This is a genomic window from Sporosarcina sp. resist, from assembly GCF_014302295.1.
Taxonomy (GTDB): domain Bacteria; phylum Bacillota; class Bacilli; order Bacillales_A; family Planococcaceae; genus Sporosarcina; species Sporosarcina psychrophila.
In genome coordinates this window covers 1,598,779-1,613,191 of sequence record NZ_CP060287.1, presented here as the reverse complement: position 1 = coordinate 1,613,191, position 14,413 = coordinate 1,598,779, and the positions used below count along the sequence as shown (strand labels likewise).

Genomic DNA, 14,413 nt, shown 5'->3' with positions numbered 1-14,413 from the left:
TGAAAAGTTCCTCCAACTACTAGTGTTGATTTTCTCCTTTAACGAGTAGAGTGTATTTCTATGTTAGATAGCTAAAAATGATCTGTTAATAGAGATTAAGATACATGATAAAAATACATTCCAGCGTTTAAAGTAAATTTATCAAACAATTTCGATGAAGGGTTTCACTATATTTAATGAAATGAAAACCGTCAAGTCCACTTTAGCACTGTCTAAACTTAGGGCTTCGGCATCCCCTTTCAAGTCTATTTTCATTTACTTCTTTAATTACAAAGAAGTTCCATCTATTTCCTTCTTTTTATTTCACATCAAAAAATATCTTTGTTACACTATATTAATAGAAAGTTCTATTTGGGGGTACTCAATATGAAATTGTTCATCAAAAAAGTTAAGCCTATTCTACTACATCCAACCACCCTGATTTTGACCTTACTTTTCTTAAAAGTGATCGCATTTCGTGTCGTCGTTTTTCATAACAAATCTGTCTTCCATATTGCACTCATTGAATTTCCACTATGGGCATTCTTACTTTCACTCATCGTTCTCTTCGTAAAGAAACGGACATGGACCGGCATCTTCGTATTCAATACGATATTGTCTGTATTATTTATCGCCATTATTTACTACACGCGTTACTTTTCAACAATTCCATCCTATTATGACTTACAGCAACTTTATCAATCGAATTCTGTAGGAGGAACAGTCGGTCTTCTAAGCAAGCCCTATGATTTCCTCTTTTTCCTGGACCTACTACTTATCCTTCCAATTGCATATTACTATAATGCCAAAAAAATAAAATCTTCAGCTAAAGTAACTAGACAATTAGCGATTCTATTTGGAAGTATTGGTCTTATTACAACACTACTAGCTTTTAGGCAACCACTTATTGACGTTTCTTATTTTGCAAAAGAGAATGGCTATTTACAATCGCAAGCGGTGCAAGTTTTCACGCGGAGCTTCGGTATCGCGCTAGCTTCTGATGTTAATTTATCAGAACAAGACGTGGAGAAACTCAAAGGGAATGACTACGTTCCCGCAAATAAGCATAATTCCTACGGTATTGCTAAGGATCGTCATGTATTCGTCATTCAGGTCGAGTCATTACAAGGCTTTGTGATCAATAGAAAAGTGAACGGACAAGAAATCACACCCTATTTAAATGCCTTATTGAAAGATAGTACATATTTCGATAACGTATACCAACAAATCGGGGCGGGCAACACTTCTGACGCCGAGTGGCTTATGCACACGTCCATTTACCCTGAAGGTATGGATCCGACTGTCAATGTCATTAATGGAAAGCCAGTCCCTTCTCTACCTCGAACTTTACAAAGGAATGGCTATGGTACAGCCACTTATCATGCCGATGACATTACCTATTGGAATCGTGAAAAACTATATCCAGCACTCGGTTTTGACTACGTTTATACCAACAAAGAAATTCCAGCAGAACAAGAAATAGGATTTGGACCTGCGGATGAAGTACTGTTCGATTTTGCTGCTAAACAACTGCCCATGCAATTTAAGAAACATGAAAAAATATATTCAAACATCATTACACTGACAAGCCATACACCGTTTGAAATGCCTGAAGATCTTCAATATCTAGTATTACCGGATAGTTATGACAGCACATATGTCGGCAATTATCTTCAATCAGTCCGCTATACAGATGAGCAAATCGGAATATTCATTGATACATTAAAAGAGGCGGGCTTATATGATAATTCGTTGATTCTAGTCTACGGGGATCATTCGGGTGTTCACGGGGCTCCTGTCACAAAAGATGATGAGGCTATTCTTTTAGATCTACTCGACCATCCTTATAACCTACAAGACCGTTTTATCGTACCGGTCATTTTTTCAGGAGGCGGACTTTTCTCCGGGGAAACGATTAGCCACTTAGGCGGACAAATTGATCTGATGCCTACATTATTAAATTTACTCGGAATAGAACATGATGCACAGATGATAGGTCACGATTTATTTCATTACGAAAACAATTTACTTGGCATGCGTTACCACCTGCCAGGCAGCTCCTTCATAAACGATGACACATTGTATGTCGCACCAAGCGCTAAATTACCTGCTATCCTCTACAACTTGGAAACCATGAAAGAGAAATCTCGGACAAATAAAACACAACAATCTATCGACAACGCCTTAAAAATCATGCAACAATCCGATCAAATCTTAAAATCGTATAGCAATCGAAAATAATAGAAAACGGGTTATCTTTAACGAAAGATAACCCGTTTTTTCATTCTCTATCCTCAAAGAAAACAATGCGATTGCTAAATGGATCAATAACTGTCAGTTCCTTCGTTTGCCATGGAGTTGTTTCAAGACCTGGACGTGCGAAGTTATATTCTTTCGAGTGAAGCACTGCATGGAAGCTTTCGATATCTTCAATCTCTATCCGAATAGCAGCCCCCGGACTACAATCCCCGTGATGCTCTGATAGATGAATGATACAATTTCCGTTTGAAACCTGCATATACAACGGCAAATTATCCTCGAATCGATGCTCCCAATCTAATTTAAATCCCAAATAGTCAACGTAAAATTCTTTTGCTTTCTTCTCATCGAATATACGGAGAATCGGTGTGACACGTTTACCATTCATACAATGCACTCCTCGCTAATCCATAAAGTCATTTAATTTCACTATATATGTTGAACAAATGAATACGGCGTATGCGTTTTACAAGGGCTTTTGGGAGGCCACTGAAAAAGCATTAGTACTTGGAATGGTTTAGAATTCCCACTAATATCGCTTCGACGCTTTGTGGATGCCTCCCGCGATAAGCCAGAAAGAAGACCCCTTGGGAGGGATTGAACTGCATCCCTCCTTAGTCTTATCGCTCCGGCTACCACGAAGTCGCGCCTTCGCTGGATTGTCTATGTGAGAAAGGGCTTTTCATTATCTACGATGAAATCTGCAAGCTGGGGCACGTCTTTATTGACTATAAGTAGTATCAACTAGTAATCAACTTATAATCTCAGCATATACATCTCGAAATTACATTTCTCTCGATAATGAACACCCTAGCGCAGGCGCGGCAAAGGCATCCCCAAAGCGCCAAGCGTTCTACAATCCACACCCCGAATTAATACTCTCTTATTTTGAGCGCAACGTCAGATTCAATAGGATTCTTTAATTCAACATATATAGACTGCTTCAATATAAATGGAGCTCCGTCTGACAATCGGACGGAGCTCCACATGTATTTAGTTACTTTATAAAGTTAATCTTCAATCAGAGGGGGTTCTGATCCCCCTCCGATTCTTCTTGTGTCCTTAAAGACTCGATGTCGGAGTCTTACTGCCCGTTAATGCGGGATAAATTTCTTAAAAGCAAGTACTGCATTATGCCCGCCAAAACCAAAGCCATTTGAAATCGCATAGTTTATCTCCATTTTCACAGCTTCATTTGGAACATAATTCAAGTCGCATTCTTCATCTGGATTTTCGTAATTGATAGTAGGTGGTGCAATATCTTCCAGTATACTTTTAAGCGTTATGATTGCTTCAACCCCACCTGCCGCACCAAATAGATGTCCTGTCATCGATTTGGTTGAGCTTACCTTTAACTGATAGGCATGAGAACCAAAAGTAGCTTTAATGGCTTTCGTTTCTGATTTATCGCCCTCTGGTGTGCTCGTTCCATGCGCATTAATGTAATCAATATCAGTCGGATTAAGTCGTGCCATTCCTAAAGCTAATTTCATCGCTCTTGCTGCTCCATCAAAATCCGGGGATGTAATATGATAGGCGTCTGTTGTTGAACCGTAACCCACGATTTCGCCCAGGATGGTTGCTCCCCGTTTTTTAGCATGTTCATACTCTTCAAGTACTAAAATTCCTGCGCCTTCCGACATAACAAAGCCATCACGCTCACGATCGAAAGGGCGGCTCGCCTTTTCAGGTGAATCATTTAAAGTAGACATGGCTCTCATTCTTGAGAAACCAGCAAAAGATAATGGATTTATTGAAGCTTCTGCTCCCCCCGCTACGATAGCATCGGAATAACCATGTAAAATATTCAAGTATGCTTCACCTATTGCGTGGTTACCTGTTGCACAGGCAGAAACTGGCGAAAAGCTCGGACCTTTAAAACCATATTTAATAGCTATAATACCTGCCGCCATATTACTAATCATCATTGGTGCCATAAATGGAGAGACCTTTCTTACGCCTCTTTCTAGTAAATGTTTATGATTTTCGAGTACAGTGTCAATTCCACCAATTCCAGATCCAACGTAAACGCCTATTCGCTCCTTATTAACGGTGTCCGAATTGAGTGCTGATTGGTCTAACGCTTGTTTTGCCGCTGCATAAGCGTACTGCGCAAACAAATCATATTTCCCCAATTCTTTTTTATCAAAGTATTCTTCCGCTGGAAAGTCCTTTATACGCCCAGCAATCTGTGTGTTAATTTCTTTGAATTCATCGTCCTCAATTTTCCCAATCCCAGATTTACCTTCTTTAATATGATTCCAAAACGTATCTACATCATTTCCTAGTGGCGATACGACTCCATATCCCGTTACAACAACTCGACGTTCCATATACTAATACCTCCCATAAAATCGTCATGTATTCACATATTCCTAACTCCATCATTTCCATTTACAAGCAGTTTTAATTGATCAATTACTATAGAATACAAATATTCTCCTACTACACGTCTATATTGTAGCGCACCTTTAATACTCGATATTAGAAGAGCGGCTAATGCCCCTGTATCATGTGTTAGTTTTCCTTCTTCCTTTAAAACATCAAGAAGCTTTTTTAAATAGTCTATCTCCATTTGACTCAATTGTTGTACACTCTCTTGCATAGCGATCGGTAAAAAGTTATAGTCTGCTTGTAAAGATGATATCGGGCAAACTTCATTGTTACCAATCTGATTAGCTCTTCTTGAAATAAACTCCCACGGTTTATCTTCACTGTTTATTTGAGCTTGATCAATGTTCAAATAAGATTTTTCCAGACCTTCTTTTAACTTTGTACAAACGGCTAGACCTAAATCCTCTTTCTTCATGAAGTGATAATGAATGCTTGCTTTCGTTACACCAAGTTCCTTAGCCAAGTCGTCATAACTAAAAGACAAATAGCCCTTTTCTCGAATATTTCTAAGTGCTAGCTCAATGATTTGTGATTTTCTATTTTCCATAACCAAATACTAACTTACTAATAGGTAAGTGTCAATTGACTCTGGTTCTTACACCATATATTACAAAATGAAAAGCCCCTATCTAGGTTAAGATAGGGGTTTAGTTTATTTAAAAATCAAAGTTATCCGGATCTGGACCCACTCGGTGATTCTGATTCAGACTATCGATGCGTTTCATATCATCCGCTGTTAATTCAAAATCAAAAACTGTTGCATTTTCAGCAATACGATGTTCTTTCGTGGATTTCGGAATTGTAATAACGCCATTTTGTAGATCCCAGCGTAAAATAACTTGGGCAATTGATTTACCATATTTATCGGCGATTTCCTGAAGATCTGTGTTGTCGAGTAATTGTCCTGCCATGAGTGGAGACCATGCTTCCAACTGAATATCCTGTTTTCGGCAAAATCCACTCAATTCTTTCTGTGTCAAACGTGGATGGTACTCCACTTGGTTCACCATTGGTTTAATTTCCGCATCCTTCATCAAATCCTCAAGATGATGAATTTGGAAATTACTTACGCCGATTGCTTTAACCCGTCCTTCTTTATAAAGTGTTTCTAGCGCTCTCCACGCCTCTTTATATTTTCCTGCCACTGGCCAGTGAATAAGGTATAGATCTAAATAGTCTAAACCTAGTTTCGTTAAGCTCTCTTCATAAGCTGCAATTGTTGATGCATAGCCCAACTCTGAATTCCAAACTTTTGATGTGATAAATAAATCTTCTCGCCCAATACCTGTTTCTTTAACTGCCTCACGAATACCTTGTCCTACGCCAACTTCATTGCCGTAAATCGCCGCTGTATCGACACTGCGATAGCCATGTGTAATCGCAGTTTTCACCGCATTTATTAATTCTTGACCCTCTTCCACTTTAAATACACCAAGGCCAAGCCAAGGCATTTTCACACCGTTATGCAACATTGTTGTCGATTGTAAGTTTTTCATTATTTATGTCCTCCTATTTTTTAATTAAAGTTGTGTTGCAGATTATACGTTTCCAATCACCCCCTTTAGGTTAGATTAATCCTTTGCTGATCTTTTCTTTCTAGCGCCCGACTGACGCCTGTTAGTATGGCTGCAATCAGTACCATTGCCCCCCCGATCCAAGCCGTATGAATGAGCCCAATCGAATCAGTAACCACTCCACCTACGTAGGCCCCCATCGCGATCCCCGCATTAAATGCAGCTATGTTCATAGCGGAAGCAACATCTACTGCACTTGGGACAAAACGTTCAGCTAACATGACGACATACACTTGAAGTCCTGAAACGTTCATGAATGCAAACAATCCCATGAAAAGAATTGTTACTAAACCCACGACCTTAAATGGTGCCGTAAATGTTAATATGAAAAGCACAATCGCTTGCGCAATAAACATATAGAACAGCGAGCCAATCGGGTTTTTATTTGACAGCTTCCCACCAATCATATTACCAATTGCAATCGCAATTCCGTAAACAAGTAAGATGATCACGATGGTTCCTTGTTTAAATCCTGTTATCGTCTGAAGCAACGGAGATAAGTACGTGAATACAACAAATGTTCCTCCGTATCCCAATGCTGTAATGGTCAATACTAGCAATATCCGACTATTTGTTATGAGTTTAACTTGATCTCGAATCGTTGTCGGAGTACTTTGACGTAAATCGGATGGAACAAGAATACTATTCGCAATAAACCCTATAATCCCTATCACTACGATTGCCACAAAGGCAAAGCGCCAACCAAACTGTTGTCCAATAAATGTCCCAAATGGAACTCCTGTAATAGTAGCAACCGTAAGTCCTGTAAACATGATTGAAATCGCACTTGCTCTGCGATTCTCTGGAACTAAATCAGCAGCGATTGTCGACCCAATTGACATAAACACACCATGTGCAAACGCTGAAATGACACGGGCCATAAGCAAAACCGTAACACTTGTTGCACCCGCCGCAATCCCGTTTCCTATGATAAAGACTATCATAATCCATAATAACAATGTTTTCCGTGGCATTCTTGAAGTGAGCGATGTTAAAATTGGAGCACCTATCATTACACCTAACGCGTACAGGGAAACAGTTAGTCCTGCAGTCGTCACCGATATATCTAAGTCTTGGGAAATCAGAGGCAAAAGCCCAACACTAATAAATTCTGTTGTTCCGATTGCAAATGCACTGACAGCTAATGCAAGAAGTGCAAACATACTTCTCTTTTTATCTAAAGTCACTTTTTTCATCCTTTCTTTTCCTTTGTTGTATGATTGAATTTACAAAGACCACAATGAATACCTCGTACAATTCATCTGCAAATGTTAGTATGAGTCACAGGGATTAAAAAGAAAAGTACGCACTTTTAAGTACTATAGGTACCAAAAAGTTATATAGGTACTTTAAAGTACCCATTAGTAAGGAGGATGAGCATGACAAAAAAGAAGTATAATATATCCGTTGAAGCGACATTAGAAGTGATCGGTGGAAAATGGAAATGTGTCATTCTATGCCATCTGACACATGGTAAAAAACGTACAAGTGAATTGAAACGTCTTATGCCAGATATCACACAAAAAATGCTCACGCAACAATTACGTGAGCTAGAAGCAGATGGCGTAATTAACCGGATTGCTTACAACCAGGTTCCACCGAAAGTAGAATATGAATTGAGTGAATACGGTTTAAGCTTGGAGAGTATATTAGATTCGCTATGCGCTTGGGGGAACGTACATATTATGAAAGTATATGGAGATAAGTTTTCCGTCCTAGAAGAGGGCATTTTAAACGATAAACTAAAGTGATAATCCATATTAATTGAGCGTAGGTCCCTTAACAGGGGAAATCAAAGCGGATTTTAAAGAAGCACTGGTGTCTACCTCTTTATGCAGAAAAGAGCACCTCTCACAATTGTTTGTGAGAGGTGTTTTTGCTTACTTCACCTTATACAAGCCGAACCATCATTATGAAAGAGTAAAGTTCTTTACTGCATTTCATATAATTTGTTAATTAAACTAACTGCTGCCACCGCCCCGTTAGCTGAATAAGAAATATATTACTATTGATACACTAAATTACCTGTTAGTTGAATAAGAACAGAAACACTTACATAACAATCGCGCCCGCTTGCGGAACAACTTTATCGACGTGATTACATATTTCACTGGCAGGATGTCAAAATCCATCAATTATTGGCCCGATAACTAGTAATTACCCATAATTTATTTGATTTTCTCCGCCAACTCTAAAATAATTCCCTCTGGCCCACTGCAGTAGCATAACTTATAACTTTCTTCATAGTGTAGTATCTCACTAAAGATTTTCGTACCTTTCTTTTTCAACTTGGCAACAACAGCTTCAATATCTTCAACAGCAAAGGCAATATGCCGAATACCCGGGGTATTTGCAAAAGGTTGCTGAATTTCTCTTTCATCTGACGGATTATAAAATTTGATTAGCTCTATCCATACTTGACCGTCTGGTGTCCCTAATCCTACACATGCTACTTTAACGTCATTAAGCCCAAATACCTGATTTATCAACTCTCCTTCCATTTCCCATTCCCCTTGCACCTCAAGGCCAAAATCGAGAAAAAAATCTTTAGCGGCAGTGAGATCATTTACGATTACACCCACATGATCTATTCTATGGATTTTCAAATCTCATACCTCCTTTGTTCCTGTTATTTTGCAATATCTTGTATTCTTGATAAGTTTGTTTGTAATTCTAATTCGCTAAAAACAGAAAATATCCTTGTTCAATAAACTGGACTGATTGTTCAACTAACTTGCTTCTTTAGTTCAAGAAGGAAAGCTTTACAGTTGTTCCACTAACCACCCGTTAGTTTAAGTGAAATTCTTCATGTAGTTAAAAAAGTGACGCTATAATTAATTCTAAACATTAATTTTAACCGTATATAACGTTCTCTAAGTGAATAAATAGCTAATTCCAAAAAAACCGAAATATTATTAGCGATACAAATGATAAAAAGGTAATTAAAAGTGATGATAAAATAAAAGTATGTTGAATAGGGTAACTTATTTTTTCTTTCATTGTAGTTACTCATCATACAAATATCAGCAAAAACCTCATTGTTTTCTCATTGAACTAAATAATCAAATATCAACAGCGTAAATTAAACAGAGCTTTTTCACTAAGAATAAAACTGCCATGTTATAAGTAAAAAGATTAATATAACAATAGTAACGATTGATAGAAGATAAATAGCCCTCTGTAATTTCATTAGAGTTGCCTTTTTCCAATTAACTAGAATGAAAATAATAAAAACAACACTTAAAATAGTTAAAACATAATTAGCAACTATTTGTGGGAATACTTCAAAATATCCTCGATCACTATTACTCAACATCCTAATTACTAATAAAATAATATTTACGATAAATGCTGTACCAACAATATTTAATAGGTAAACCCATTTTCTTATTTTTATAGAAGGTTTTTTTCTTCTCCGATTCAAAATACTGATTACGATTAAAACGAATGGGGAAGCAATAAAGTATACTAAACAATAAATGAATAATACAGCACTTATTGTTAACCAAAATATATTTTTATCTAAAGGGAGATAATCTGAAATCGATGTAGAAATTTGTTTAACTTCACCATCCTCTATAGAAAAATAAAGAACATTTGTAAGAATAAACATAGTACTACCTTTTGTCATTTTATAAACATTTGGATATGTTTGGACGTAATTAGCTTTCATACCTACCAAACTTACTTCAATTTCGTTCGCATTTAGTGATTTCACTGTAAGTGGTAGTAAATAGTAATACAAATTTAAAAATCCACTTTTCATTCTGCGAGTAGTAAGATACGTTCCTTCTGTGATTTGTGAGTTTGGTAAGTCCGCCAATTTTACTTCATCTATCTCTTTTTCTCCAACCAATTCCTTCGTCAGTCCATAGGAAATATCAGACTCTGAAGCTTGATTCGTTAATATTATTACTGCAAAGTTTTCTTCAGGGACGATATGAAAATTACTTGAAAAGGAAACTGTATTTCCACCATGTGTTAATCCTTTAAACTTTCCATCATACTCCCAAAAACCATGTGCGATACCAGGGACATTTTCATTAATAGCATAACTTTGCGAAAGCATTGTAACTAGCGTATTTTTATCCTCAAACAAAACGTTTTCATTTTCGGATTGTGGCATAAGTGCCATTGCAAACTTAGCTAAATCTGGTGCTGTTCCATTTATTTCACCGCTAGGATACATGGACATATAGTACGGTGTCGATAGTTTGAAATCTCCTTCTTCAATAAGCTCATATCCATTTACTTTGTTTTTTGTTATCTGCTCATTTCTCCCTAAAGACAAATATGAAGTTGAATCTAGAATACCTAATTTTTGAAATATATGTTCATCAACATATTCATTAAAGTCTTGTTCTGTAATTAATTGAACTATATATGCAGCTAGAGAAGTTGAATAATTAGAATAAGCAACGACTTTACCTGGACGATATACTTGGTTTGGCTCAGCAATTTTCAATCCTTCTTCTAAAGATTTTACACGGTATTCGTTAGCATATCCCGTGTCAAAAATATTTTCCTCAAATCCTGCAGTGTGATTCATCAAATCCAACATAGTGATAGGGTCATCATATGTTAGTTTTGTTAAAAATCCTTTTGGTAAATATCTGTTTATATCTTCATCTAAATCGATTTTTCCTTGTTCGACTAATTGCATGACCGACACCCAGACAAACAATTTACTTACTGAACCCCATTCAAAAACAGCAGTATTCGGATTTATTTTAATTTGGTTTTCAATATCTCCATAACCATATCCTTTTGATAAAACAACTTTATTATCTTTCAAAATAACAATGCTCGCACCCGCAGTTGTTTCACCAATATATTCATGTGCATAATCGTCTACGAAACGTTCTACATCGGATATTGAAATTCCAGATGGTGTTGTAAGTTCATTAGCATAAATTGTTTCGGTAAAAAACAAAGATAAAGCTATTATTAATATAATGGAAATTTTTTTATTCATGCGGCACCCCCTTACAATAGGATATATTAGCTAGTTATGGAATAGACGGTATTTCATATAAAAAATTATATAATGATTTTAGGTTGTTACGTTAGAGGACGGTATTTTCGAAACGATTTAGTGGATATGCTTTTATTAAACCTTCCTACAGACAACTAGATAAATAAAAAGACCGTCATTAGACGATCTGCTGTTGTTCAACTAAAGCAACCCGTTATTTTAATAAAAAATATTGTAATACTACTAAAATAACTTCCCTATTCAGTTAGATAGTTCCCTAATTCGAGTCTGCTTTTTCTTTCTTTCCAATGCTATACCCAAGTACAATACCTAAGATAAGGGAAATTAATACATCCATTTCAAAACCTTTTGTTATCAAACTTAATACTACCGCTGTCACAACTGCCCCTAAGATTGCTAATAATAAATTTTTCACAAATCGCCCTCCCTCAACCGCGTAGGTTCAAATTGTTTTAATATTATAATTTTATACTAACATTTATTTATTATAGTTGAAATGTATTATTCAACTATACTGCTCCTTATGTTGAATAATAAAAGGGTGCTTAACCCCTAATTGAAGTAGAGCACCCGTTAGCCATACATGTAGCGCAAAATCAGCGCTACATCACAGAGGATGAAAATATATGCAGAACGGGTATTGGATACTACGGCTTGTGAAGAAGGTCGATGAACTATGGTGCCATTGAGCCCATCCGTTAGTCGGACTCCAACGACCACGGTGCGTCACAGACTGTTGCCCCAATACGGGTAGCACTTATGGGAGATTAATCCTACTCTGGTTATTGCACCAGCCTGCCTTTATTCTCTGAAGAATAGAGTTGGTTTCTGATTAACTTTCAACTTAATATAATCATTTTGAAGGCTCAGCCTTTTTTTAAAAAAACTTTTTCCGAGCTTTTTTTGTTATACAGTTTTATAGATTTTGACCGTTTTTTAATTTTCATGGGAGTCCAATAAATCATTTATTTCTTATGAACTTTTACATAAACACTTCCAAATATTTCATCTCCTTTATAGGCATCTAACTTCCACATTCCACTTTTAGGGAGCGTCATATTTGTTGGAGAGTGCTGATCTGCACCATTATTAGGACTAAGATTAGAATTATCTCTTTTTGGTACAATTATTATTTCCTCATCACTGTTTTCGTGAGTTCCTAAAACCTTAAAGTCACCAATTAACTCATCTTTATTTCCCCAAAAGTGCCACATATATTTTTGTACTTTGTTTGGATAAAATCTGATACCTTCACTATCATCGTAAATAAAACCCAAACGTCCCTCTTCCCCAATCATTGTGTAATTGTCTGATTCAAATAGAGGACTTTCATTCCAATTGTGTTGAATAACTTCTTCTTTTATCTGCTCTTCGTCATTACATCCTGCAATTACTAACGACAAAATTACTGTGCAGATTAAAATTAATCTTTTTTTGAACATAAACATACCCCTCCATCTTTTTATGTTTATTCCAGCTAAACTTCAAGTATCATTCATTGAACTAGTCGAGTAGAAGGAAACCTCTCTACCTTGCGATAGATTGTGTTCCTCCCCCCTGACAGAACCATGCTTGCGCTATTTACGCACACGGCTCCTCCTAGTCACTATTTAAAAAATATAGCTAATCTCTTTCGCTCAGATTTTTCTAATTCAGCTATCCTTACTAGTTTTGTTTCCATTTAATATCCCTACCTCAGTGTGTAGTAAATGTGTCCCTAGTAAGGGTGATAACTTGGTAGCAGCCTTTCCTCCATCGGCATTACCCAACTTCATTAGTACTACGCTGCTATCCGACTCCCTACAACGGCATTTGGCTTCCCTGCTTATTATTGCTTGTACACCATACTCATCTATAAGCAGGAAAGACCGGTAGGGTCTCCCGAGTTGCCGTATCATATCAATGTATGACGTGCCAAGGTCTCTGACTCCAGAGAGGTTTTATCCTTCTTGCCTTTAACGGAGGATAAAATGTAGCTTTCTGCCGCAGGTAAGGCATCAGCCCTCTCGAATGACTAACATTATGGAGCTCAATCCCTTCAACCAGTTGGCTTTCGGCCCGCCACCTAACTGTCTACGCTTAAAGGCTACTTTACCAGTAGCCCTCCAAGACTCGCTACGAGTGAATGGCTAGTTCTTTCTCGACGGGAATCCCACCCGCTATATGATACGACCTAGGCTCGGCCGCACAAGCACCCGTTAGTACAATAAGAAAAAATATTCCTTTTTTACCAATTGATTAATTACGTTGTCGATACTTCCCAAGTGTTAGATGTTCCCACTCTTTATAAAGTTGCTCTTTCGAAAGTAACTTCCAAGGATTAAACATCGTTTGTCCATGTTTATTGAAATATAATTCTTCCCCAATATAATAAGCTGCATGTTGAATGATAGCATTTTCATCTTTCCAAATTACAATGTCCGCTTGGTGTAGTCCTTCATCTAGAAACTCCTCATAGTGATACTGTTTCAATTTTTCAAGAAATGTTTTTTGATGTATCCATTCATATATAAACCACTCTTGTTTCCCTTTTGAAATAGCAAACAAAACTGCTGCTAAACAATTTGCACCTTGAAAATGACCAAAGGTATTGGCAAATGGTTTTAGAAAACTAGGTAAGGACTTTGGTGATTCCTCATATTCTCCCTTATCCCACCATTCATAAACCACTGTTGTAAGTAACTGTTCTTTAAATGACTCGTCAAGCTTTTCCCACATGGAACGCTGAATGACAACGTGCCCATTCACCACATAACTTGAAGGTATTTTTTCTGTCTCATGTATAAATGTAACAGGTAGTACAAGCCCTCTTTCACTTAGCACTTGTGAATTTAAAATTAATTGTTTTTCCTCTTCAGATATGCTTTCAATCCATTCTTTTTCAGCTATGATTACGTATTGAGCGTTCTTTATATTCCAGTACTCATAACCATTTACATAATTTACTTGTCCATACGTACTGTGATTATAAAACTCATCTATTGGCATTAATAACACATCTGTAAAGTCAATTTCATTATTAAGAAGTTCTTTCGTTATGAAAAATAAGTCTTTTTCTGGTACATAACTATCCATCCATGAAAGTAAGTCCTTTTTTGTCGGTTTTATTTTCATTATGTATTCCTCCAAGTTAAGTTTAACTGCACATTGTTTGAATAACTCTACTTACATTAACTATTATATCTCTGCAATTGAAATTCCTTTTCATGTT

General features: G+C 36.8%; 12 protein-coding genes. 2 read left to right on the top strand and 10 right to left on the bottom strand.

The genetic code is table 11. The features are described from left to right. The first annotated feature begins 366 nt into the window (after positions 1-366). Positions 367-2,220 (top strand): LTA synthase family protein, encoded by a 1,854-nt coding sequence (locus H7992_RS08190; protein ID WP_187047243.1) that lies wholly within the window; start codon positions 367-369, stop codon positions 2,218-2,220. A 40-nt stretch (positions 2,221-2,260) separates the two neighbouring features. Here H7992_RS08190 and H7992_RS08185 read toward each other — a convergent pair whose 3' ends face one another. The 5 genes from H7992_RS08185 to H7992_RS08165 form a co-directional block, all read right to left on the bottom strand. Next, the gene (locus tag H7992_RS08185) at positions 2,261-2,626 is read right to left on the bottom strand and encodes a glyoxalase superfamily protein (protein WP_187047242.1); all 366 of its coding nucleotides are present in this window, start codon (positions 2,624-2,626) and stop codon (positions 2,261-2,263) included. A 706-nt stretch (positions 2,627-3,332) separates the two neighbouring features. Beyond that, on the bottom strand, positions 3,333-4,571 hold the full coding sequence (gene fabF / locus H7992_RS08180) for a beta-ketoacyl-ACP synthase II (protein WP_187047241.1): 1,239 nt from the start codon (positions 4,569-4,571) through the stop codon (positions 3,333-3,335). Positions 4,572-4,603: 32 nt separating this feature from the next. Further along, positions 4,604-5,179: a TetR/AcrR family transcriptional regulator gene (locus H7992_RS08175; RefSeq protein WP_067213885.1), complete on the bottom strand. Its 576-nt coding sequence runs from the start codon at positions 5,177-5,179 to the stop codon at positions 4,604-4,606. A 109-nt stretch (positions 5,180-5,288) separates the two neighbouring features. Continuing rightward, a complete protein-coding gene (locus H7992_RS08170; protein ID WP_370569979.1) occupies positions 5,289-6,128 on the bottom strand; it encodes an aldo/keto reductase in 840 nt (279 codons plus the stop codon). Between the two features lie 65 nt (positions 6,129-6,193). Continuing rightward, positions 6,194-7,369, bottom strand: coding sequence for an MFS transporter (locus tag H7992_RS08165; protein WP_370569996.1), 1,176 nt, complete (start codon positions 7,367-7,369; stop codon positions 6,194-6,196). Positions 7,370-7,585: 216 nt separating this feature from the next. Here H7992_RS08165 and H7992_RS08160 point away from each other — a divergent pair, with 216 nt between their 5' ends. Beyond that, complete coding sequence (locus H7992_RS08160) at positions 7,586-7,957, top strand: winged helix-turn-helix transcriptional regulator (protein WP_067207314.1); 372 nt, start codon at positions 7,586-7,588, stop codon at positions 7,955-7,957. A 417-nt stretch (positions 7,958-8,374) separates the two neighbouring features. Here H7992_RS08160 and H7992_RS08155 read toward each other — a convergent pair whose 3' ends face one another. The 5 genes from H7992_RS08155 to H7992_RS08135 form a co-directional block, all read right to left on the bottom strand. Then, positions 8,375-8,812, bottom strand: coding sequence for a VOC family protein (locus H7992_RS08155; RefSeq protein WP_067207311.1), 438 nt, complete (start codon positions 8,810-8,812; stop codon positions 8,375-8,377). Positions 8,813-9,306: 494 nt separating this feature from the next. After that, entirely contained in the window at positions 9,307-11,181 is a 1,875-nt protein-coding gene (locus H7992_RS08150; RefSeq protein ID WP_187047239.1) for a serine hydrolase domain-containing protein, read from the bottom strand. Positions 11,182-11,458: 277 nt separating this feature from the next. Beyond that, positions 11,459-11,617 (bottom strand): hypothetical protein, encoded by a 159-nt coding sequence (locus H7992_RS08145; RefSeq protein ID WP_156475985.1) that lies wholly within the window; start codon positions 11,615-11,617, stop codon positions 11,459-11,461. A 550-nt stretch (positions 11,618-12,167) separates the two neighbouring features. Next, complete coding sequence (locus tag H7992_RS08140) at positions 12,168-12,644, bottom strand: DUF4871 domain-containing protein (protein WP_187047238.1); 477 nt, start codon at positions 12,642-12,644, stop codon at positions 12,168-12,170. A 796-nt stretch (positions 12,645-13,440) separates the two neighbouring features. Then, positions 13,441-14,316, bottom strand: a complete 876-nt coding sequence (locus H7992_RS08135; protein ID WP_187047237.1) for a hypothetical protein — start codon at positions 14,314-14,316, stop codon at positions 13,441-13,443. Positions 14,317-14,413 lie beyond the last annotated feature (97 nt).